The organism is Microbacterium sp. Y547, assembly GCF_057669785.1.
Genome location: NZ_JBYHFN010000002.1, coordinates 418,076 through 441,151, shown reverse-complemented (window position 1 = coordinate 441,151; position 23,076 = coordinate 418,076). Strand labels below are relative to the sequence as shown.

The following is a 23,076-nucleotide window of genomic DNA, read 5'->3' as shown; positions in this document are numbered from 1 at the left end:
GGAAGCGCACGCGAAGGAGAAAGACATGACCGGCACGATTGTTGTGGGTGTTACGGGGGCTCCAGTAACCCGACGGGCCGTTGACTGGGCCATCGCACGCGCGGCAGCGCGCCGGCAGCGCGTTGAGCTCCTCGGCGTCGTCGGCGGCGCCATCGGGGCCGTGGGCGAAGGCAGCGTGCTCCAGGCGGCCGAGGCCGACACCCGCGAGATGCTCGAAGAGGAACGCGATCGCGTGGCGCCATCCGGTGTCGACGTCTCTATCCGCGTCGCGGTCGGTGACCCGGTCTCGACCCTCGTCGAGGCGACCAAATCCGCCGACCTGCTCGTGATCGGCAGCGACTACCGCGGTCCCGGAGACGGACCCAACCGCGGCGTGCACGGCATCCGCGTCGTCGCCGACGCGTCATGCCCCGTCGCCGTCGTGCCCGACCTCGAGCTCGGACAGCGACGCGGTGTCGTCGTCGGCATCGACGGATCGCCCGTGTCCGAAGCCGCCGTCGCCTTCGCCGCCGCGGAAGCCGACCGGCTGGGCCAGCCTCTCATCGCCGTTTGCGCGTGGACGCCGCTCGCGTCACCGCGGAACGCCCTCATGGTGCTGCCCGACGAGTACCGCGCGGGCATGGAGCTGCTCGCGCGCGAGCGGCTCGCCCTCGCTCTGGCGGGCCTGCTGGCACAGTATCCCGGCCTGGTGATCGACGAGCGCATCGTCGAGGGCTTCCCGTCTGACGTGATCAACGATGCGGCCGCCGATGCGCAGATGGCCGTCGTCGGGTCTCACGGGCGCGGGCCCGTGCGCCGTTTCCTGCTGGGGTCGATCAGCCACGAAGTCCTGCAGCGTCTGGCGACGGTGACGGTGGTCGCCCGCTGACGTAGTTGCACATCCTGTGTCGATCATGAGAATCTGCTCATGTAGTCACGTCGAAGCGGCTGCACAGTAACGGCACTCCCTGCCCGACCCGAGCGGAGTCCACGATGATCGTTCCCGACCTCGTCAATCAAGTCGCCCATGTGCTCAAGCGTCCGGCGGTCCTCGAAGACACGCGCCAGCGCATGGTGGCCTTCAGTCCGCAGGATGACCGGATCGACTCGGTGCGCGAGGCGACGATTCTGCGCCAGCAGGCGGGATCCGACGTCAGCGAATGGCTGCGCCGCATGGGCGCCTTCACGACTGATCTCGCGGTGCACGTGCCTGGTAACGGCGACCTCGGGATGCTGCCGAGGCTTCTCGTGCCCGTGCGCGCCGACGGCGAACGGCTCGGTCACCTGTGGTTCATCGAGGCTCCCGACCAGCTGACGGCCGACCAGGTTTCGGTGGCGTCCGAATTCGCCACCCGCATCGGTCGCGCATGGCGACAGGCCGAGGCGACGGTGCAAGACGGCTCAGCCGAGCGGGCAGACCGATCGATGCGTCTGCTCACCGGCTCGACCAAGATGCGCACGCGCACAGCGCGCGAACTGGTCGGACGCGGTCACACGTGGAATCAGGGCACTGTCCGGGTGCTCGTGCTGTCGTTGCAGGGCACCGAGCGCAAAGCCGAGCCGTCTGAAGCGCTGCGCCGAGAGCTGCGTGCGTCCGCGCTCGGCGCGTTGCGCGGGGTCGGCGGCGCGGGTCTGCACGGAACGATCGGCCAGCAGGGCGTCGTGATCCTGACCGGTGCGGCCGGGGGAGACGATGACGCCGTCGCCGAAACGGCCGAACGATTCCTCTCGATCGCCGAGTCGCGCCTGCCCGAGGTGCCCGGCGCCGGGCCGATCGTCGTCGGCACGGGGAGCCCCGTCGACACGCTCATCCGTGCACGCACGAGCTACCGTGAAGCGCGGCACGCGATCGAACTCGGCGCGGCCTTCGGGCTGCAGGAGCGCGTGCTCGCGTGGTCGAAGCTCGGGATCTACCGCGTGCTGCACACGGCCGCGCAGAACGGCCTGCGCGCCGAGGGGCTGCAGCCCCGGCTCGAAGAGCTGCGCACGCAGCGCGACGGCGCCGTGCTGCTGGAGACCCTCGACTGCTACCTCACGACGGGAGGCCAGGTCCAGGAGGCGGCCGCGCGGCTCAATCTGCATCGCAGTTCGCTGTATCACCGGCTCGCCCGCGTCGAGAAGATGCTCGGCACCGATCTTCAGGACGGCGCGCAGCGGCTCAACCTGCACGCGTCGCTTCTGCTGCTGCGTCTGGAGTCCTTCACACTGTGACCCGTCGCCGGCCTCGTCTCCTCGGGCGACATCTGTCGCACGGGATAGTGTCAACTTCGAACGGTCGCTTGATGAGGTCGAGGGCCGCACGACCTATCATTACCCGAGACTGGGCGCCCGTGTCGCGTGCCAGCGGATCCAGGAGTACCCACGTGAGAAGCATCGCCGCCCGGTTCGGGGCGATCGTCAGCACGCTCGCACTCGGTTTGGGGCTCGCCGCGCTGGCCGCGCCGGCCGCAGCGAGTGAGGCCGACGAGGTCACGACCTGGGCCGTCCAGCCCTCCTCTGTGGATGGGCCCGACGGCCGCGACGCCTTCACGTACACCCTGGCGCCGGGCGAGACGGTGACCGACTACATCGGCGTCTCGAACCTCGGCACCGCCCCGCTCTCCCTTCGCGTGTACGCACAGGACGCCGCCATGACGGCGGACGGCGCCTTCACGCTGCCGCCCGCTGACACGGCCTCGACGGATGTCGGCACCTGGGTCGGCTTCAACGGCGACGGCGTCTTCACCGTCGAGCCGGGCACGCGCATCGATGTGCCCTTCCGTCTGACCGTGTCTCCGACGGCCTCGCCGGGTGATCACGCCGGTGGCATCGTCGCATCCGTCGTCGAACTCGCCGGAAGCGGTGACGGCGAGCAGCAGGTCGCCGTCGACCGCCGCGTCGGTGCGCGGGTGTACGTCAACGTTCCGGGCGATCAGCTTCCCGCCGTCGATGTCTCCGATGTCTCGGTCGCGTATTCGGCGTCGCCCATCTTCGCGTCGAGCCCGGCGACGATCTCGTTCGACGTCACGAACACCGGAAACATGCGCGTCGGCGGCACCGCGACGATCCAGATCACGGGGCCCTTCGGACTCTCACTCGACGCGGTGCACGAGATCGAGGTGCCCGACGTGCTGCCGGGAGCGACCGTCACCCTCAGCGCAGAGCTCGACAACGTACCGCCCGCGCTGCTGCTCTTCGCCACCGTGACACTCGAGCCCACGATGGCCGGCGCTGCCGCCGACGTCGACGGCGAGCACTCAGCCACAGGGATCGCCTGGGCCGTGCCGTGGCTGCTGATCGTCGCGCTCATCATCGTCATCGCGATCTTCGTGCTCGTCTGGCTGCGCGGACGACGTCTGCGCCAGCGTCTCGCGGCGGCCGAGGCAGCTGCGGCCGAGGCGACGGCGGCGCGCGAACCCGCTACAGTGCCGGATACCAGCACAACGGATGCCGCGCCCCCGAGCGACCTCGAAGCTTCCGACGCGGCAGAATCACCGCGCGGAAACTGAGCCCTTCCCTCAAACCCGAACAAAAGGAGAAGCAGTAACATGCCACATTCCACCAAATCCACGACGCGACGCCGCGTCGTGGCCGCAGGGATCGCGGTTCCCGCGGTCGCCTGCAGCCTGCTGTTCGCGGCCGTGCCCGCGAACGCCGACACGGCGACGACGCCGACGTTCGTCGACGGGCTGTCGCAGGCGGTCTTCACGACCGACCGCAACGCCTGGATCCGCGAAGAAGCGTGGGTCGAGAGCGAGATCGACTCCGACGGAGACGGCAAGCTCGACCTCATCCACATCGACGTGACGCGCGTGCCCGAGACGGCCAACGGCCTCAAGGTTCCCGTCGTCTTCGAGATCAGCCCGTACTACGCCGGTGGCGGCGCTGTCGAGAACTGGTCAGTCGACCACGAGATCGGCCAGCCGCCGACATCGAAGCCCGGCTTCCCCGCACCGCGGGCGCCCCGCACCAGCCCCAAGATCTCCACGAGCCACGAGTCGACCTGGGTTCCGCGCGGCTTCGCCGTCGTGCACGCCGAGGGCATGGGCTCGGGCTTCTCCGAAGGCTGCCCCACGACGGGCGGTGTCAACGAGACGCTCGCCGGCAAGGCCGTCATCGACTGGCTGAACGGCCGGGCGAAGGGCTACACGAGCATGGACCGCTCGCAGCAGGTCACCGCTGACTGGACCACCGGTTCCGTCGGCATGATGGGCACGTCGTACAACGGCACGCTCCCGACCGCCGTCGCCACGACCGGTGTCGAGGGCCTCGACGCGATCGTCCCGATCGCCGCGATCTCGAACTGGTACGAGTACTACCGTTCGGACGGCGCCGTGCGCGCTCCCGGCGGATACCAGGGTGAAGACGCCGACGTGCTCGCCGACTACGTCCACACGCGTCCTGACCAGGCCACGTGCCAGCCCGTCATCGACCAGATCCGCGCCGAGCAGGACCGCGTCACCGGTGACTACAACGAGTTCTGGGACGAGCGGAACTACCTGAACGACGTCGACAAGATCAAGGCGGCGACGCTCGTGACCCACGGTCTGAACGACCGCAACGTCATGATGACGAACGCTTCCGACCTGTACACGGCGCTCAAGAAGACCGGCACGCCGCACCAGATCTACCTGCACCAGGGCGGCCACTCCAGCACCCTGCCCGCGGACATCGTGAACCGCTGGTTCACCCGCTACCTGTTCAAGCACGAGAACGGCGTCGAGAACATGCCGAAGGCGACCGTGCAGCGCGAAGACCGCGTCAACACGCCTTACTCGAACTGGCCTGACGTGGCTGCCGCCGACGTGACGCTGAACTTCCACGCGGCCGACACCGTCAACGGCGTCGGAACGCTGGACTTCGGCACGGAGCGCGACGCTGTCACCGAGACCCTCGTTGACGACGCCACGCTGCGCACGCAGGCGCTGGCTGCGGCTGCTGAGTCGCCGAACCGTCTCGTCTACCAGACGCGTGAGCTGACGGCTGGCGTGCGCTTCTCGGGCACCCCCCGCGTGTCGCTCGACATGGCGGTCGACCGCGAGAAGGCGAACCTGTCCGCTGCTCTCGTCGAGTACCCGGCGAACGGTGCCGCACCGAAGATCATCACGCGCGGCTGGATGGACGTGCAGAACCGCGAGTCGGCTGCACGCACCGACGCGATCGTCCCCGGTGAGTTCAACCAGTTCACCTTCGCGTTCGAGCCGCACGACTACGTGTTCCCGGCCGGATCGAAGATCGGCGTCGTCGTGACGTCGTCGGACAACGAGTTCACCGTTCGCCCGGCTCCCGGCACCAAGCTGACCGTCGACCCCTCGGGTTCGTCGCTCACGCTGCCGGTCGTCGGTGGCGCGCAGGAGCTCATCGCCCGCCTCGGCGCCAGCGGACCCGGCACCGACCACCAGGTCATCACGACCGAGGTCGAGCAGGGCACGCTCTCGCTCACCGTCACGAGCGACGAGCCCGTCGTTCTCGAGTCGGTCGCCCTCACGGGTGTCGACCAGACCACGACCGGTGCGCTGCACCCCGTTGACGTTCTCGACGGACGCGGCACTGCGGCCGGCTGGGACCTGACGGCACAGATGTCCGACTTCACGAGCGGAACCGGCAGCATCCTGGGTGAAAACCTCGGATGGACGCCCAACGCACGCGCCGCGGTGAGCGACCTGCCCACCGACGGTTCGCAGAACTCGGTCGTCACGCCGGGTGCACCGGCTGCGCCGGGCACCGGTATCGGCGACTCGGCGACGCTCTGCGCCGCCGCCGCCGGTCACAGCGCGGGTTCGTTCACGTGTGGTGCTGACCTCGTGCTCGGCGTGCCGGGCTCGACCCGGGTCGGCACGTACTCGGGTGTTCTGACGCTGACGCTCATCTGAGCATCCGAACGGGTGGTGCGCGGCGGCTCGTCCGCCCGCACCACCCGTTCGCATTTGTGCCGAAGCCCCACCCCACCCCCGACGCGACGGGCGAGAGCACCCGCGCGTCTATGCTGGCCGGATGACCCGTCAGCGCGCCCTCACCCTCGCGCTCCTGTGCGCGGGGGTGCTCGCGATGTCATCCGCCCCCGCAGCATCCGCCGACGACGAAGCGGTCACGGCGTCACGCGTCGTCGTCCTCGCCGCGACGCCCGACGACACCGCGACCCAGGCAGCCGCCGTGCGCGACGCGATGTCACTGCGCGAGCGTGCCGCGACGGTCGTCATGGGGCATATCCCGACGACGGATGCCACGGCGGTGAGTGCCTACCTCGCATCCACCGGCGTCGGCGGTTTCATCCTGATGGGATCGAACATCCCCGCGACCGAGGCCGAGCTGCACACGCTCACGGCTGCGATGACCATCGACCCTTCGCTGCCGCCCCTGCTGGCCATCGATCAGGAGGGCGGCGATGTCAGCCGTCTGCCGTGGGACGACTTCGCCTCGGCCGCTGCGCTCAAGGACCGGCCGGCCGACGAGACGCGTGACGCCTTCGCGGGCCGCGCAGCACTCGTGCAGCGGGCCGGCATCGGCGTCAACTTCGGGATCGTCGCCGATGTCACGAGCGACCCGGGGATGTTCATCCACCGGCGCGCCCTCGGCACGACGCCTGCCGCGGGCGCCGAGCGGGTCGAGGCAGCCGTCGACGGCGAGAGCGGTGCCGCACTGTCGACACTCAAGCACTTTCCCGGACACGGCGCTGCGCCCGGAGACTCCCACGCGGGCATCCCGTCGACGGGCTTGTCGGCGACGCAGTGGCGTGCCACGGCAGGGGAGCCGTTCGCCGCGGGGATCGACGCGGGCGCCGAACTGCTCATGTTCGGCCACCTCGCCTACACGGCCGTCGACGCCGCACCGGCGACGCTGTCGACCGAGTGGCACCGCATCGCGCGCGAGGACCTCGGCTTCGATGGTGTCATCATCACCGACGACCTCGGCATGCTGCAGGCTTCGGGAGACCCCGCGTACGCCGACCCGGTCGCGAATGCCGTGACGGCTCTCGCCTCGGGAAACGACATGGTGCTCGCCGTCATGTTCTCGACGGCGGATTCGGCGGCACTCATCATCGACGGCATCGTGACGGCCGTGGAGTCGGGGTCGCTGCCCGCGACACGGTTGGACGATGCCGCAGCCCGCGTGCTCGAGCTGCGATTGACGCTGGCGGCAGACGGGCGCGGCCTGCTGCCGTGCGCGGAGTGCGCGCCGGCGGAGTGATCAGCCCTGCTCGACGGCCTCGAGGAGGCGAGTACGCAGTGCCTGCCCGCGCTCGGCGAAGACACGCTGCGCGCGCACGTACGTCGCCTTGCCCTCGGGCGTTTCGATGGGGACCGGCGCATACCCCCACGCCGAGAGGTCGTACGGTGAGGCCCGCATGTCGAGGGCGCGGATGTCGCGAGCGAGCTCGAACGCGTCGAGCAGCAGGTCACCGGGCACGAGCGGCCCCAGCTTCAGGGACCACTTGTAGAGGTCCATGCCGGCGTGCAGGCATCCGGGCTGTTCGAGGGCTGCCTGCGTCGCGCGCGTGGGCTGCTCCCGGTTGCGCGGCACGGCTGCGGGAGTGAAGAAGCGGAACGCATCGGCGTGCGTGCAGCGCAGCTCGTGCGCCTCGACGACGGCGTCGGTCTCGGCCTGTCCGAGTCGCAGGGGTTCGGGGTGGCGGTGCTCGCCCTGGCGGTAGACCATCGCCCACTCGTGCAGACCGAAGCAGCCGAAGCCCGCCGGCCGAGCCGCGGTCGCGCCGAGGATCGCGACGATGCCGGCGACGAGCGACCCCCTGTCGGCGCGGAACGCGGCCGTATCGACCGTCACCGACCCCGGGGCGGCGCCAACCGCGTACCAGCGCCACGTCGCGCGCGGCTCAGCCGCGGCATCCGCCAGTTCGACACCCGCTCCCGGGTGCCACCGACGCAGCACCGCCGGCTTGTACGAGTAGTACGTGAAGAGGAAGTCCTCGACCGGGTGCCGCTCACCGCGACGCGCGCGCTGCCGGTGGGCGGAAGTCAGTGCGTCGGCGCGCTCTTCATGCCGCGCCTGGGCGCCACGCCACGCGTCGACGTCGAGGACGGTGCGGGATGCGGCGAGGGTGGACACCGTTCGAGGATAGGCGCCGCGCCTCAGGAAGACCCCTCGACGGGCTCGATGAGAGCGGGGGAGTCGTTGCGGACGTTGCCGACGGCAGCGGAGACGACGTAGTCGTCGAGCGTCTCGGCGACGGCCGGTGCGGCATCGATCGCGGCGTCGAGCACATCGCGCACGTTGTCGGTGTCGGTGTCGAGCCACGCGTCGGCGTGATCGGCGTCGACGAACAGCGGCATGCGGTCATGGATCGACCCCAGCCGTCCGATCGAGTCCCGCGTCAGGATCGTGAAGCTCAACAGCCACCGGCTCGGGTCGTCATCCGCCTTCGCCGGGTCTTTCCACCACTCGTAAAGGCCCGCGAAGAAAAGCGGGGAACCGTCTGCCGGGTGGATGTAATGCGGGATCTTCGCGCCGTCGGCGGTGTTCCACTCGAAATAGCCGGATGCCGGCACGACGGCCCGTCGGCGCTGCAGGGCCGTGCGGAACATGGGCTTGTCTTCGAGCTCTTCGGCGCGGGCGTTGAAGGCGCGCGCGCCGATCTTGGGATCTTTCGCCCAGCCCGGCACGAGGCCCCAGCGAGCTGGTTCGAGCCGGCGCGTCGGCGGCTCGGTCTTGGTCGAGTCGAGCACGATTCCGACCGCGCTCGTCGGCGCGATGTTGTACGACGGGGGCGGCAGGTCGTCGCTCTCGACGTCGACGCGCAGGACACCCACGAGTTCCGAGCTGACATTTGCCACGACGAAGCGTCCGCACATGGCGTCAGCCTACGTCGGGGACCCGACATCAGGGTTCGATGACGCCGACCTCTTCGAGCCTTTCGAGCAGTCCCGCCCCGTCGTTGTCAGCGACCCAGGGGATGTCCGCCGCAGAGTGGTCGTTCACGGCGGTGCGACCGCCCGCGAGCACGGCTTCGGCGGGTGTGAGGCGTCGGATGGCGACCGCGACGACATTGCCCGGGTGCTCGCTGGTGAACCTCGTGTACAGGTCATCGTCGTGTTGGCCGTCGTCACCGATCAGGAGCCATCTCACCTGCGGGAACTCCTGAGCGAGTCGCCGCAGGTTCGCCTCTTTGTGGGCCCTGCCGCTGCGGAACCACCGGTCGTGCGTGGGCCCCCAGTCGGTGAGAAGCATCGCGCCCGGAGGGAAGACATGGCGCCGCAGGAACCGCATCAGCGTCGGTGCGATGTTCCATGCGCCCGTCGACAGATACACGACGGGGGCACCGGGGTGATCGCGCACGACCCGCTCCAGCAGCACCGCCATTCCGGGAACCGGCTGGCGCGCGTGCTCGTTGACGACGAAGGAGTTCCATGCCGCGACGAGCGGGCGCGGCAGCGCCGTCACCATGACGGTGTCGTCGACGTCCGAGACGACCCCGAAGCGCACATCCGGCCCCACGATGAACACGCGCGTCTCGACGGGCTCGCTGCCCTCGACCGACATCGTGAACGTCTGCCATCCCGGTTCGAGGGTCGCGGGCAACCTGGTGTCGATGACTCCGCCGCGATCGGCGACCACTTCGTGGGTGACACCGGCGATCGTCACGCTCACCTGCGCGAAGCCCACGGGCACGGCGGCGAAGCTGCGCCACCCCCGCACCCCGGCATACTCGCCGGGGTTTCGCGGCGCGGCGGGCGGCACGATGAGCACGCGTCCGAGCACACGGATCCACCCGACCCCGCCGTATCCGGGGAACGGCGTGACCGTCGGCGTCAGGCCGCGAGCACGCGCACGACGTTCTCGCCAGGTGTGCACACGGTGCTCGAGCCGAGCGAGCCACATCACCTTCGCGGGCCGGGCGGCCCCGGAGTTCTCGGGCATCCCGTCAGTCTTTCATGTCGTCCGCGCCACCCTGGGACGCATCGGCGTCGACGTCTGCCTCGGGCGAGCCGGTCAGGTGCCGCCGTTCGGAGCGCTCGATGAGCCGTTTGACGATCACGACGGCCACCACGAACACCACGATGACGGCCACGAAGATGTATGCCGCGAAGTGCAACTGATCCGCGAGCGCGCGGTATCCCTCGGCCGCGACGGCCGAGACCGAGATGTACGCGGTCGACCAGATGAGGCAGGCGGGTGTCGTCCAGGCGAGGAAGCGCCGATACGAGAAGTCGCTCATGCCGACGGTGAGCGGCACGAGGGAATGCAGGACGGGCAGGAACCGCGAGATGAAGATCGCAGGACCGCCACGGCGCTGCAGATAGCGCTCCGAGCGCGCCCAGTTCTCACGCCCGATCCACCCGCCCACGCGCGAGTCGCGGATCTTGGGGCCGAGCAGCCGCCCCAGCCAGAACCCGATGCTCTCTCCGACGAGCGCACCCATGACGACGACGAGGACGAGGACAGCGCCCTCCACGAATCCGTCGACCGCCGTACCGGCGACGATCACGATGGTGTCGCCGGGAACGACGAGGCCGACGAGCACGCTCGTCTCCAACATGATCGCGAGGCCGGCGATGAGGGCGCGCACGGCCGGATCCACGCTCTGAACCGTGTCCAGCAGCCACGTCAGGATCTCGTTCACCCCACGAGCCTAAAGCTCCAGCGTCGCCCTAGCCTGGGAACATGTCGCCTTCTCTTTCGCCGGTCGTCCTGCCGCGCTGGATCGACCCGGCGACGGCGTTCGCGCACTTCGAGGCGTCCGCGGAAGAGGTGTTCTGGCTCGATGCGGGCCCCTCCGCCGCGTCGGGGTGGAGCTGGGTCGGCTGCGGCGATTCCGAGCGCGACCCCGCGAGTGTGCGCGCGGTTGTGTGCCGGGGCGCGGGGGAGTCAACCGAAGGCGGTCCGTTCCGCGGAGGGTGGGTCGGCTGGCTGGGGTACGAGGGTGCCGCGCGGAGCGCCGGGGCGGCTGTCTCGGCCGGCGACGGGACGGCGCCCGATGAGGTCTGGCTGCGCGTGCGGCGCTTCGCCGCGTTCGACCACGCCGCGCAGCGGGTGTGGGTCTTTGCGGAACCGGGCGAGAGCACGGCGCTCAGTGACGCGCTCCTTGCGGCCGGCGGTGCTCCCGCTCCCAGCGCACCGCCCGACCTCGGGCCGGCCCGTGCGCGTCATACTCCGCACGGCTATGCGGATCTGATCGAGCGGTGCCGCGACGCGATCCGCACCGGCGATGCGTACCAGCTGTGCCTCACGACGCGGTTCGAGGTCGCCGCATCCGTCGATCCTGGCGACGTCTTCCGCAGGCTGCGCGAGGCGACGCCGGCCCACCACGGCGGCCTCGTCGTCAGCGGCGCCCACGCGCTCGCGAGTGCGAGCCCGGAACGCTTTCTCGACGTGGGCGGGGGCACGGTGCGCACACGGCCCATCAAGGGCACGCGCCCGCGCGGCGGCGATGCCGACGCCGACGCCGCTCTCGCACGCGAGCTGCGCGAGAGCGAGAAGGAGCGCGCGGAGAACGTCATGATCGTCGACCTCATGCGCAACGACCTATCGCGCGTCTGCGAACCGGGCTCGGTGGGGGTCGACGCGCTCCTCGAGATCGAGTCGTACCCCGCCGTGCACCAGCTCGTCAGCACCGTGTCCGGCCGGCTGCGCACGGGGACGACGGTGGCAGAGCTGCTCGAGGCGACCTTTCCCGCCGGCAGCATGACCGGGGCGCCCAAGCTCTCGGCGATGCAGATCCTCCACGAGCTCGAGAACGCGCCGCGCGGCGTCTTCTCGGGGGCATTCGGCTGGATCGGAGTCGACGGGTCCCTCGACCTCGCGATGGTCATCCGCTCGATCGTCGTGCACCCCCGCGGTGCCTATGTCGGGGCCGGCGGAGGCATCACCTGGCGATCGGATGCCGGCGCCGAAGTCGCCGAGGTCGGGATCAAGGCACGGGGTCCCCTCGCCGCTCTGGGGGCGCATCTGCCGCACGGGTGGTGACTCGGGCGGTCCGCTAATCTGGAGGGTGGCGCCCTCGCGCCCCGCCCGGCATTCCATGATTGGTGTTTCTCTGTGAGCCAGACCCTGCCCCCCGACTCCCCGGCCGACGGCAGCGCCTACGACCCGCACGCCGTCCAGCGCAAGTGGCAGGCGCGGTGGGAGGCGCAGGATCCGTTCCGCGCAGGCGGCGAAGAGGACACGAGGCCGCGCAAGTATGTGCTCGCGATGTTCCCCTATCCGTCCGGCGACCTGCACATGGGTCACGCAGAGAACTACCTCTACTCGGACATCGTCGCCCGTTCGTGGCGTCACCGCGGCTACAACGTGCTCAACCCCATCGGGTGGGACTCGTTCGGTCTGCCTGCCGAGAACGCCGCGATCAAGCGCGGCGCCGACCCGCGTGAGTGGACGTATGCCAACATCGCGCAGCAGAAGGCCGGGTTCCACGCCTACGGGGTGTCGTTCGACTGGAATCGCGTGCTGCACACGAGCGATCCCGACTACTACCGCTGGAACCAGTGGCTCTTCCAGCTTCTGCACGAGAAGGGCCTCGCGTACCGCAAGCAGAGCCCCGTCAACTGGTGCCCCAACGACCAGACGGTGCTCGCGAACGAGCAGGTCGTCGACGGCCGATGCGAGCGCTGCGGCGCCGAGGTCATCAAGAAGAAGCTGACGCAGTGGTACTTCAAGATCACCGACTACGCCGACCGCCTGCTCGATGATCTGAACCAGCTCGAAGGGTTCTGGCCGCACAAGGTGCTGCAGATGCAGCGCAACTGGATCGGCCGTTCGGTCGGCACCGACATCGAGTTCGAGATCGAGGGGCGCGACGAGCGCGTCACGGTCTTCACGACACGCCCCGACACTCTTTACGGCGCGACGTTCTTCGTCGTCGCCCCCGACAGCGACCTGGCTGCCGAGCTCGTCGCCGACGCCGATCCCGACGTGCGCATGCGCTTCGCGGACTATCTGACCACGGTTCAGAAGCAGACCGACATCGAGCGCCAGAGCACCGACCGCCCCAAGACGGGCGTCTTCCTCGGCCGCTACGCCATCAATCCCATCAACGGCGAGCGGCTGCCGATCTGGGCTGCCGACTACGTCCTGGCCGACTACGGTCACGGCGCCGTGATGGCCGTTCCCGCGCACGACCAGCGCGACCTCGATTTCGCGCGCGCCTTCGATCTGCCGGTGCGCGTCGTCGTCGATACGACCGCCCCCGTGACGGGCGCGATCCCCGTGATCGAACTCGACGACGAGGGTGTGCCGATCGATCCGGGCACGGATGCGGCATCCCTCGAGGACCCGGCACAGACCGGCGTCGCGCTCACGGGCGAGGGTCGCCTCATCAACTCCGGCTCTCTCGACGGCATGTCCAAGCGCAACGCCATCGCGCGCATCACAGAGGAGCTCGAGGCGAAGGGTCTCGGAAGAGCGACGAAGTCGTACCGCCTGCGTGACTGGCTCATCTCGCGCCAGCGCTTCTGGGGCACCCCGATCCCGATGGTGCACACCGCCGACGGTCGCATCGAGCCTGTTCCCGCCGACCAGCTGCCGCTCGTCCTGCCCGACGCGCACGGTCTGGATCTGTCGCCCAAGGGCACCTCGCCCCTCGGCGGCGCGACGGAATGGATGCAGACGGTCGACCCCGTGACCGGGGAGCCGGCGCTGCGCGACCCCGACACGATGGACACCTTCGTCGACAGCTCGTGGTACTTCCTGCGCTTCCTCAACCCCGGCGACCCCGACCAGGCGTTCTCACGCGATCAGGCCGATCGCTGGGCGCCTGTGGACTTCTACATCGGCGGTGTGGAGCATGCGATCCTGCACCTGCTGTACGCCAGGTTCATCACGAAGGTGCTCTTCGACTTCGGCTACATCGACTTCACCGAGCCGTTCTCGTCGCTCATCAACCAGGGCATGGTGATCCTGGGCGGTTCGAAGATGTCCAAGAGCAAGGGCAACCTCGTGCTCTTCTCGGACGAGCTCGAGGCGCACGGCGCCGACGCCCTGCGCGTCGCGCTGGCATTCGCCGGGCCCGTCGAAGACGACAAGGACTGGGACGACGTCTCGACCACCGGCGCAGCCAAGTTCCTGGCGCGCGCGTGGCGCGTCGCGCACGACGTCACGAGCGCCCCGGATGTCGTGTGGGCCGACGGCGACGCTGCGCTGCGCCGCGTCACCCACCGCCTGCTGTCGGACGCGCCGGGGCTCATCGAGCAGACGAAGTTCAACGTCGTCGTCGCACGGCTCATGGAACTCGTCAACGCGACGCGGAAGACGATCGACTCGGGCGCCGGCGGTGCCGACCCCGCCGTCCGGGAGGCCGCCGAGGCGACGGCCATGATCCTCGACCTCTTCGCGCCGCACACGGCCGAGGAGATGTGGGAGATGCTCGGCCACAGCTCGTTCGTCGGCCTCGTGCCGTGGCGTCAGGCCGACCCGGCGCTTCTCGTCGAGGACTCTGTGACGGCCGTCGTGCAGATCGATGGCAAGGTGCGCGCGACGCTCGACGTGCCCGCGCGTATCTCTGCCGACGACCTGGAGGCGCTCGCACGCGGTGACGAGCGCGTGCTGCGCTCGCTCGGCGATCGCGAGATCGTCCGGGCCATCGTGCGCGCACCGAAGGTCGTGAGCTTCAGCACGCGCTGAGCGACTCCTCCACAGACGGGCACCTCGTCCCCGAGCGCACGGCCTGCCGTGCTCGGGACAACGGGTGCGCTCACGCGGCCTAGCGTAGCCGGGTGACCACGGCCGAGGACCCGCCCGCGACGCGGCGCCGCCTCGGCGTGGGCGCCGCGGTCGTGCTCGTCATCGTCGCGCTGGCGGTCACGGTCGGGATCGGCGTGGTCCGCGGTGCTGCCGCGCCGGTCGAGTCGGTGACGTTCGACGAGGCGGCGGATGCACCGCGGGATGCAGCGGGGGTGCAGCTGTCCGACCTCTATGCGCACGTGTCGGGCGCGGTCGCCACTCCGGGGCTCTATGTCCTGCCGCAGGGGGCCCGGGTCGTCGATGCGATCGCCGCAGCGGGCGGCTTCACCGACACGGCGGCGCGCGACGCCGTCAACCTCGCGCGGCCGCTCAGCGACGGCGAACAGATCGTGGTGCCGCAGGAGGGCGACGACGTCGCGGCGCCCGGTGGCGCGCCCGTGACCGACGGCCGCGTCAACCTCAACGTGGCCGATGCGGCCGCGCTCGAGACGCTGCCGCGCGTGGGTCCGGCCATCGCACAGCGCATCATCGATTGGCGCGACCAGCACGGTCGGTTCACGAGCGTCGACGACCTGCTGGCTGTTCCCGGAATCGGCGACAAGATGCTCGCGGCGCTGCGTGATCTCGTGACCGTCTGACCGCGTAGGCTCGATTCCCATGGCCCTCGGTGCGACGATCCACACGTTCGATGTGCAACTCGCCGACGTCGACCGCGGGGTGTACGAAGATCTCATGCTGCGCGTCGCTCGGCACCCGTCCGAGACCGATGCGTTCATGATGACGCGCGTGCTCGCCTACTGCCTCGAGCACGAAGAGGGCATCTCGTTCAGCGAGGGCGTCTCGGCGACCGATGAGCCCGCCGTGCTCGTTCGCGACCTCACGAACCGCGTCACGGCGTGGATCGAAGTGGGGTCGCCCGACGCGGCGCGGCTGCACCACGGCAGCAAACTCGCCGATCGCACGGTCGTCTACACCCACCGTGATCCCGCGAAGGTGATCGCGACATGGTCGGGCAAACGCATCCACCGGTCCGACGAGATCCCCGTGCGCAGCTTCGATCCCGGCTTCGTCGAGTCGCTCACCCCGGCGATCCAGAGGCGAAACACCGCGACGCTCTCGGTCACCGAGGGGCACCTCTACCTCGAGCTCAACGGCGCGGCGTTCAACTCGCCGATCCACGAGCACGCGATCGGCTGACTCGGCTCCTCCCCACCGCCGCTGACCGGCGACCTCGGCACGGATCACGGATGCCGCCCCGGCGCCCCGTATGCCGCTGCGTAGCGTCGAGGCGTGGCGGAGGACGGTCGGCTCGGACGGCGCCTCCGGCTGCTTCCTGCCGCCGGGGTGGCGTGGGCGACAGCGGCCGGGACGACAGCCGCCCCCGACACCGCTGCCGCCACAGCGGGCCTGCTGTGGATCGCCTCACTGACGGCCGTGGTGGTGCTGTCGGTCCGGTCTCGGTCGGCGCGACGAGATGGCCTCCACGGCGCCGCCGTCGTGCTGGTCGTGGCGCTGGCGGCCGGGGGCGCCGCGGCATCCCACGTCGCGGTCGCGCACGGCCCGCGCGAAGCCCTCGCGGCACTGACCGTCGACGGCGGCCGCTCGATCGACCTGCGGGCGAGCGTCATCGGCAAGGTCGAACGCCGCGCCGACGACACGCTCGCCTTCGACGCGCGTGTGAGCGCTGTGCGCATCGGATCGGCCGAGCACCGCGTCACTGGGGAGATCGTCGTGCGCGTCGCGCCCGGCGACATCGACGCGCGTCGCGGCGACCTCGATGTCGGGGCCGAGGTGATCGCGCGCGGCACAGCGCGACGATCGGATCCCGGCGAGCGTTCCGTGCTCGATGTGAGGGCGGGCCGTGGCGTGACGGTCATAGCACCCGCGCGGAGCATCCTCGGTGTGTCCGCCGACCTGCGGCAGGGGCTCGTACGTGCCGTCGCGGGCCTGCCGGAACCAGGGGCGGGACTCATTCCCGGGCTGTCCGTCGGCGACACCTCCGCCGTCTCCGGCGACCTCGATGAGGCGATGAAGCGCTCCTCGCTGTCACACCTGACCGCCGTCTCGGGTGCGAACTGCGCGCTCGTCGTGGGGATCGCATTCTTCGCCGCGGCTGCCCTCGGGGCCGGTCGCACAGCACGCGTCGTCGCGGGGCTCGGTGCGCTCGCGGGGTTCGTGATCCTCGTCACCCCCGAGCCGAGCGTCGTGCGCGCCGCGACGATGGCCGCGATCGCCATGGTCGGGCTGCTGCTCGGGCGCGCCGGGGCGGGGGTGAGCGTGCTGAGCCTCGCCGTCACGGTGCTGCTCGTCGCCGACCCGTGGCTCGCGCATTCGCTCGGCTTCGCGCTGTCGGCTGCAGCGACCGGCTCGCTGCTCGTCTTCGCGCGTCCGCTCGCCGAGGGACTCGCCCGGCATCTGCCACGGGCCCTGGCGCTCATGCTCGCCGTACCGCTGGCGGCACAGCTGGCGTGCGGACCGCTCCTCGTACTGATCCAGCCGAGCGTGCCGCTGTACGGCGTGCTCGCCAACCTGCTCGCGGCGCCCGCGGCACCCGCTGGCACCGTGATCGGTCTCGCGGCCTGCCTCGCCGCACCGCTGCCCCGGCTGCAGCACGGCCTCGCGGCGATCGCGTGGGTGCCCGCGGCATGGATCGCGGCAACCGCCCATACGGCGACGGCGCTGCCGGGCGACCTCGTGCCGTGGGCCGAGGGTCTCGCGGGGGCGGTGCTTCTCGGCGCGACGGGGGCCGCGCTCGGCATCGTCGTGGGCCTGCGCCCGGGCCGAGGCCGTCGTCGCGCTCTGCGCGTGGCATCCGGCGCGCTGGTCGCGATCGTCGTCGGGGTCGTGGCGGGCAGTACCGCGACCGCGACGGTCGCAGGCGGGTGGACCCTGCCGGGGAACTGGCGCGTCCTCGTGTGCGATGTCGGGCAAGGAGACGCCGTGCTCGTGCGATCGGGCGCGGCGGTTGCACTCATCGACACCGGCCCCGAGCCTGAACCGCTCGAGGCGTGCCTCGCGCGCGTCGGCGTCGCACGCATCGACCTGCTCGTGCTGACGCATTTCGACCTCGACCACGTCGGCGGAGTGGAGGCCGTGCGCGGACGCGTCGGGGCCGTGCTGCATGGGCCCGCCGCCTCCGCCGCCGATGCGCGACTTGTCGCCGAGCTCGCTCGACAGGGCGCCGACACCGTATCGGCGACAGCGGGAATGCGGGGGAGGCTCGGGTCCGCCCGGTGGCGTGTGCTGTGGCCGCGCGCGGACAGCCTCGCGTTTCCGCACGGCAACGATGCGAGCGTCGTGGTGGACATCGGCGGGGGAGACGTTCCCCGAACACTCTTGCTAGGCGATCTGTCAGCGACGGCGCAGGCGGCGCTCGCCGCGTCCGCCCCGCTTGCTCCGCCGTACGCACTGGTCAAAGTCGCACACCACGGCAGTGCCGACCAGCACGTCGCCCTCTACGCCCACGCCGACCCCGCCGTCGCGCTCGTGACGGTCGGCGAGAACCGGTACGGGCACCCGCGCCGCGAGATCCTCGATGCCCTCACCGTGATGGGCGGGTCGATCGCGCGAACCGACACCGAGGGGATGATCGCGCTGTCGGTGCGCGATGGAGGCCTGCAGGTCTGGAGGGAGCGCGGCTGAATGCGGTCGGTACCGATCGGTAGGCTGATCTCATGGCTGCCGCACCCCGACGATCGACCGGATCGTCGAGTCGAGCGGCGAAATCGGTCATCCCCCAGGTGTCGTGGCGCGCGCCGCAGCCGGCACCGATCGTGCTCATCTCAGGCCCCGAAGAAGTCTGCGCCGAGCGAGCGATCGCCGGCATCCGCGAGTTCCTGCGGGCAGAGGACCCCAGCCTCGAGGTATCCGACCTGCGCGCCGACGACTACACGTCGGGGTCGCTCCTGGGCATGACGTCGCCGTCTCTCTTCGGCGAGCCGCGCCTCGTGCGCGTCTCGGGCGTCGAGAAGTGCTCCGACACCTTCCTCACCGAGGCGATCGCCTACCTCAACGGCCCGCAAGACGGCGCGACGGTCGTGCTGCGGCACACCGGCGCGAGCGTGCGCGGCAAGAAGCTGCTCGACGCGATCCGGGCAGGCACCGGGGGCGGCATCGAGATCGCCTGCCCCGCCATCAAGCGCGACTCCGACCGGTTCGACTTCGCAGCGGGCGAGTTCGCCGCCGCCCGCAAACGCATCGCGCCGACGGCTCTGCGTACGCTCGTCTCGGCCTTCGCCGACGATGTGACCGAGCTCGCCGCCGCGTGCCAGCAGCTGATCTCCGACGTGCCCGGCGACATCACAGACCAGGTCGTCGAGCGCTATTACGGCGGCCGCGTCGAGACCTCGGCCTTCACGGTGGCCGACACAGCGATCGCCGGCCGTTACGGTGACGCCCTCATCGCGCTCCGCCATGCGCTGGCCTCCGGCGCAGACCCGGTTCCCCTCGTCGCCGCCATCGCCTCGAAGCTGCGCACCATGGCACGCGTCGCGGGTCACCGCGAATCGTCATCGGCGATCGCGGCCCGCTTGGGGCTCAAGGACTGGCAGGTCGACCGGGCCCGCCGCGACCTGACGGGGTGGAACGAGACGACGCTCGGGATGGCGATCCAGGCCGCCGCGCGCGCCGACCTCGAAGTCAAGGGCGGCTCGCGCGATCCCGTGTTCGCGCTCGAGCGCCTCATCACCGTCATCGCGACGCGCGCGCCCTTCGGCGCCTGATCAGCGTCCGGCAGCCGGGAACGCGAAAGGCCCGCCCCCGAAGGGACGGGCCTGAAGTATTGCGGCTCAGAGAGCGGCGACCTGCTTCGCGATGGCCGACTTGCGGTTCGCGGCCTGGTTCTCGTGGAGGACGCCCTTGCTGACGGCCTTGTCAAGCTTCTTCGTCGCCTGCTTGAGCGCCTTCTCGGCGGCAGCCTTGTCGCCCGTGGCGACGGCGTCGCGCGTGTTGCGGATGACGGTCCGCAGCTCGCTCTTGACGGTCTTGTTGCGCTCGCGCGCCTTCTCGTTGGTCTTGTTGCGCTTGATCTGCGACTTGATGTTCGCCACGTTCGACGTCTTTCGTTCGGAGTGAATTCGATGGAAGTGCCGGGCGCCGGGAGAGGGCCGTCGCATCGGCGGTCGTGAGGGCAGAACCCACACGCAAGCCAATCACCGAGTCTATCAGTTCTCGTGCACTGCCTGTTCCCTCGCATCCAGCGTCGCGATCGCGAGATCGAGCACGGCGTTGAAGACACGCGGGCGCATCGCCGTCACGAGGTGCGAGGTGCGCGGCACGACGATGAGCTCGGCGTGCGGGGCGACCCTCATGAAGAGCCGCTCATTGGCCCGAAGCTGGTCGTACTGCCCGTTCACGAACCACAGCGGCACATCGATGCGCGCGAGGGCCGCGAGCAGATCCAGCACCGACAGGCTGCGCAGCGCGACATCCTGTGCGTCGAAGGCATAGCCGCCCGCACCGAAGTCTGCGCGCGTTTCGACCGGAAGGGTCGAGGCGAGCCAGCGGTTGCTGAGCCACATTCCCCGGTCGGGAAGGGCATCGAAGCGCCGCGCGAGGAACCGGTACGCCGCGAGCCCCACACCCCGCGGAACCGTCGTGCAGGATGCCGCGATGAAGCCCGCGATCGGGGGGCGCTGCTCGGACCCCGCATACGCGGTCGACAGCAGGCCACCCATCGAATGCCCCACGAGCAGCACGGCGCCGCGTGTCGCGGCGTCCCTCACGGCGCCATCGATCGTGGCGAGCGCTTCGCCCAGGTCGAACACCTCGGAGCGCCGGGCGCCATGACCGGGCAGATCGACGACCGTCGCAGCGAGTCCGCGCTCCTGGAGATGCGCGACCTGTGCGCGCCACATGGTGGCGGACGTGCGGATCCCGTGCACGAACACGACCTCGACCACCATGGTCACCAGGCTAGACCGCCTCACCCGCGCCCGCCGGGTAGGATCGACAGGATATGTCACCGCGCGCCCTGAAGCCCCTCGAGCCGTCCGCGACGCCGCCCGAGATGATTCGAAACTTCTGCATCATCGCCCACATCGACCACGGCAAGTCGACCCTCGCCGACCGGATGCTGCAGATAACCGGAGTCGTCTCGGACCGCGACATGCGCGCGCAGTACCTCGACCGGATGGATATCGAGCGCGAGCGCGGCATCACGATCAAGTCGCAGGCCGTGCGCATGCCGTGGGCGACCGCCGAGAAGGACTCCGCGGGCGCGTCGACCTACGCGCTCAACATGATCGACACCCCCGGACACGTCGACTTCACGTATGAGGTCTCGCGGAGCCTCGCGGCCTGCGAAGGCGCCGTGCTGCTCGTCGACGCCGCGCAGGGGATCGAAGCGCAGACCCTGGCGAACCTCTATCTCGCGCTCGAGAACGATCTGCACATCATCCCCGTGCTCAACAAGATCGACCTGCCCGCCGCCGACCCTGAGAAGTTCGCCGCAGAGATCGCGGGACTGATCGGCGGCAGGCCCGAAGACGTCCTGCGCGTGAGCGGCAAGACCGGCATGGGCGTCGAGTCGCTCCTCGATCGCATCGTCGAGCAGATCCCACCGCCGCAGGGCAACGCCGACGCCCCGGCACGCGCCATGATCTTCGACTCCGTATACGACTCGTACCGCGGCGTCGTGACGTACGTCCGCATGATCGACGGCAAGCTCGAGCCGCGCGAGCGCATCCAGATGATGTCGACGCGTGCGACCCACGAGCTTCTCGAGATCGGCGTCTCGAGCCCCGAGCCGGTCCCTTCCAGGGGACTCGGCGTCGGCGAGGTCGGCTACCTGATCACGGGCGTGAAGGACGTGCGCCAGTCCAAGGTCGGTGACACGATCACCAACCTGCGCAAGCCCGCCACCGAGGCGCTTCCGGGCTACACCGATCCGAAGCCCATGGTCTTCTCGGGCGTCTACCCGATCGACGGCAGCGACTATGCAGAGCTGCGTGAAGCCCTCGACAAGCTCAAGCTCTCAGACGCGTCGCTGCAGTACGAGCCCGAGACCTCGGTCGCGCTGGGCTTCGGCTTCCGCTGCGGGTTCCTGGGTCTGCTGCACCTCGAGATCATCACCGAACGACTGTCGCGCGAGTTCGGCCTCGACCTCATCACCACCGCCCCGTCGGTTACCTACGAGGTCACGACCGACACGGGCGAAACGGTGACCGTGACCAACCCGAGCGAATACCCCGACGGCCGCGTGGCCGAGGTGACCGAGCCCGTCGTCAAGGTGGGCATCCTGCTGCCGAAGGACTACGTCGGAACCGTCATGGAGCTGTGCCAGGGCCGCCGCGGCACCCTGCTGGGCATGGACTACCTGAGCGAGGACCGCGTCGAACTGCGGTACAACATGCCGCTCGGCGAGATCGTGTTCGACTTCTTCGACCACCTCAAGAGCCGCACGCAGGGTTACGCGAGCCTCGACTACGAGCCGGCGGGCTCTCAGACCGCTGACCTCGTCAAGGTCGACATCCTGCTGCAGGGCGAGAAGGTCGACGCGTTCAGCTCGATCGTGCACCGCGACAAGGCCTACGCGTACGGCACCCTCATGACCGAACGGCTGCGCAAGCTCATTCCGCGTCAGCAGTTCGAGGTGCCGATCCAGGCCGCCATCGGCGCACGCATCATCGCCCGCGAGAACATCCGCGCGATCCGCAAGGATGTCCTTGCGAAGTGCTACGGCGGTGACATCAGCCGCAAGCGGAAGCTGCTCGAGAAGCAGAAAGAGGGCAAGAAGCGCATGAAGATGGTCGGCCGAGTCGAAGTCCCGCAAGAGGCGTTCATCGCCGCACTCTCGGGCGACACCGACGCGAAGACTTCGAAGTAGGCGGGTCTTCATGCGCCGCGGAACCTTTCGGGACGGAACCGTCGACTACGCCGCCGTCGGGGCCACGCAGGCTCCCGACCTCATGGGCTACCCACCCGAGCGCAGCATTCCGGCAGAGGAATCCTGGCGGATCGGCAGCGGCGAGGCGCGGTTTCACAGCGCGAGCGAAGCCCTGCTCTCGTGGGGCGCGCAGCGCGGCGCAGGACTTGCGCTGCGGGATGTGCGCCCGGCCGCCGGGCCGATGTACTCGGGCGTCGGCTTCGACGCCGAGGGCAACCCCATCGCGCCGAGCCGCACCGATGCCGAGCAGCGGTTCGACGCCGACGGCACGCCGTTCGTCTCCAGCGGCACCAGCGTGCGGGTGCACGGGCGCGTGAGGGGACTGAACGGCGACGCCGAACTGCGCGTCATCTTCGTCGTCGAAGAGCCCCGCCGCGTCGGCTTCGCGCTCGGCACAGTCGGCGGTTCGGTCGTGAGCGGCGAAGAGTCGTTCATGATCGACTGGCACGAGAACGACGAAGTGTGGTTCACGGTGCGCGCGTTCGATGCCCCCGTCTCCCCGCTGTACCGTCTGGTGCCCGCGCTGACACGGCGCCGCCGCCGTGAGCTGTTCACGCGCTACCTGCGTGCGATCTCGCCGCTGTACACGACGCCCGCCTGAC

At 69.9% G+C, this 23,076-nt stretch carries 19 protein-coding genes; 13 read left to right on the top strand and 6 right to left on the bottom strand.

Annotated features, from left to right (window positions below):
* Positions 1 to 25: 25 nt before the first annotated feature.
* The 5 genes from AC25Y0_RS05140 to AC25Y0_RS05120 all read left to right on the top strand — a co-directional run bounded on the left by AC25Y0_RS05140 (position 26) and on the right by AC25Y0_RS05120 (position 7,146).
* Positions 26 to 868: a universal stress protein gene (locus AC25Y0_RS05140; protein ID WP_488134327.1), complete on the top strand. Its 843-nt coding sequence runs from the start codon at positions 26 to 28 to the stop codon at positions 866 to 868.
* A gap of 104 nt (positions 869 to 972) precedes the next feature.
* Positions 973 to 2,190 (top strand): PucR family transcriptional regulator, encoded by a 1,218-nt coding sequence (locus tag AC25Y0_RS05135; protein WP_488134326.1) that lies wholly within the window; start codon positions 973 to 975, stop codon positions 2,188 to 2,190.
* Between the two features lie 152 nt (positions 2,191 to 2,342).
* Complete coding sequence (locus tag AC25Y0_RS05130; RefSeq protein ID WP_488123244.1) at positions 2,343 to 3,467, top strand: COG1470 family protein; 1,125 nt, start codon at positions 2,343 to 2,345, stop codon at positions 3,465 to 3,467.
* 39 nt (positions 3,468 to 3,506) lie between these two features.
* Positions 3,507 to 5,831: a Xaa-Pro dipeptidyl-peptidase gene (locus tag AC25Y0_RS05125; RefSeq protein WP_488134325.1), complete on the top strand. Its 2,325-nt coding sequence runs from the start codon at positions 3,507 to 3,509 to the stop codon at positions 5,829 to 5,831.
* 121 nt (positions 5,832 to 5,952) lie between these two features.
* The gene (locus tag AC25Y0_RS05120) at positions 5,953 to 7,146 is read left to right on the top strand and encodes a glycoside hydrolase family 3 N-terminal domain-containing protein (RefSeq protein WP_488134324.1); all 1,194 of its coding nucleotides are present in this window, start codon (positions 5,953 to 5,955) and stop codon (positions 7,144 to 7,146) included.
* Here AC25Y0_RS05120 and AC25Y0_RS05115 read toward each other — a convergent pair whose 3' ends face one another.
* The 4 genes from AC25Y0_RS05115 to AC25Y0_RS05100 are packed head-to-tail and all read right to left on the bottom strand — an operon-like array spanning position 7,147 to position 10,534.
* Positions 7,147 to 8,022, bottom strand: coding sequence for a 3-methyladenine DNA glycosylase (locus AC25Y0_RS05115; RefSeq protein ID WP_488134323.1), 876 nt, complete (start codon positions 8,020 to 8,022; stop codon positions 7,147 to 7,149).
* Between the two features lie 23 nt (positions 8,023 to 8,045).
* On the bottom strand, positions 8,046 to 8,765 hold the full coding sequence (locus AC25Y0_RS05110; RefSeq protein ID WP_488134322.1) for an SOS response-associated peptidase: 720 nt from the start codon (positions 8,763 to 8,765) through the stop codon (positions 8,046 to 8,048).
* A gap of 28 nt (positions 8,766 to 8,793) precedes the next feature.
* Complete coding sequence (locus AC25Y0_RS05105) at positions 8,794 to 9,831, bottom strand: App1 family protein phosphatidate phosphatase (RefSeq protein WP_488134321.1); 1,038 nt, start codon at positions 9,829 to 9,831, stop codon at positions 8,794 to 8,796.
* A gap of 4 nt (positions 9,832 to 9,835) precedes the next feature.
* Positions 9,836 to 10,534 (bottom strand): DedA family protein, encoded by a 699-nt coding sequence (locus tag AC25Y0_RS05100; protein ID WP_488123238.1) that lies wholly within the window; start codon positions 10,532 to 10,534, stop codon positions 9,836 to 9,838.
* A 41-nt stretch (positions 10,535 to 10,575) separates the two neighbouring features.
* Between AC25Y0_RS05100 and pabB the strand changes: the two genes are divergently transcribed.
* The 6 genes from pabB to holA all read left to right on the top strand — a co-directional run bounded on the left by pabB (position 10,576) and on the right by holA (position 19,310).
* Positions 10,576 to 11,877 (top strand): aminodeoxychorismate synthase component I, encoded by a 1,302-nt coding sequence (gene pabB / locus AC25Y0_RS05095; protein ID WP_488134320.1) that lies wholly within the window; start codon positions 10,576 to 10,578, stop codon positions 11,875 to 11,877.
* Positions 11,878 to 11,949: 72 nt separating this feature from the next.
* Positions 11,950 to 14,529 (top strand): leucine--tRNA ligase, encoded by a 2,580-nt coding sequence (gene leuS, locus AC25Y0_RS05090; protein WP_488123236.1) that lies wholly within the window; start codon positions 11,950 to 11,952, stop codon positions 14,527 to 14,529.
* 92 nt (positions 14,530 to 14,621) lie between these two features.
* A complete protein-coding gene (locus tag AC25Y0_RS05085; protein ID WP_488134319.1) occupies positions 14,622 to 15,227 on the top strand; it encodes a helix-hairpin-helix domain-containing protein in 606 nt (201 codons plus the stop codon).
* 19 nt (positions 15,228 to 15,246) lie between these two features.
* Positions 15,247 to 15,786, top strand: a complete 540-nt coding sequence (locus tag AC25Y0_RS05080; RefSeq protein WP_488123234.1) for a YaeQ family protein — start codon at positions 15,247 to 15,249, stop codon at positions 15,784 to 15,786.
* Between the two features lie 93 nt (positions 15,787 to 15,879).
* Complete coding sequence (locus tag AC25Y0_RS05075; RefSeq protein ID WP_488134318.1) at positions 15,880 to 18,231, top strand: ComEC/Rec2 family competence protein; 2,352 nt, start codon at positions 15,880 to 15,882, stop codon at positions 18,229 to 18,231.
* 32 nt (positions 18,232 to 18,263) lie between these two features.
* The gene (holA, locus tag AC25Y0_RS05070; RefSeq protein ID WP_488123232.1) at positions 18,264 to 19,310 is read left to right on the top strand and encodes a DNA polymerase III subunit delta; all 1,047 of its coding nucleotides are present in this window, start codon (positions 18,264 to 18,266) and stop codon (positions 19,308 to 19,310) included.
* Positions 19,311 to 19,376: 66 nt separating this feature from the next.
* Here holA and rpsT read toward each other — a convergent pair whose 3' ends face one another.
* Positions 19,377 to 19,637, bottom strand: coding sequence for a 30S ribosomal protein S20 (rpsT, locus tag AC25Y0_RS05065; RefSeq protein ID WP_488123231.1), 261 nt, complete (start codon positions 19,635 to 19,637; stop codon positions 19,377 to 19,379).
* A 114-nt stretch (positions 19,638 to 19,751) separates the two neighbouring features.
* On the bottom strand, positions 19,752 to 20,492 hold the full coding sequence (locus AC25Y0_RS05060) for an alpha/beta hydrolase (RefSeq protein WP_488123230.1): 741 nt from the start codon (positions 20,490 to 20,492) through the stop codon (positions 19,752 to 19,754).
* 53 nt (positions 20,493 to 20,545) lie between these two features.
* Here AC25Y0_RS05060 and lepA point away from each other — a divergent pair, with 53 nt between their 5' ends.
* The gene (gene lepA / locus AC25Y0_RS05055; RefSeq protein ID WP_488123229.1) at positions 20,546 to 22,414 is read left to right on the top strand and encodes a translation elongation factor 4; all 1,869 of its coding nucleotides are present in this window, start codon (positions 20,546 to 20,548) and stop codon (positions 22,412 to 22,414) included.
* 10 nt (positions 22,415 to 22,424) lie between these two features.
* Entirely contained in the window at positions 22,425 to 23,075 is a 651-nt protein-coding gene (locus tag AC25Y0_RS05050; protein WP_488123228.1) for a DUF1990 domain-containing protein, read from the top strand.
* The last annotated feature ends 1 nt before the right edge of the window (position 23,076 follow it).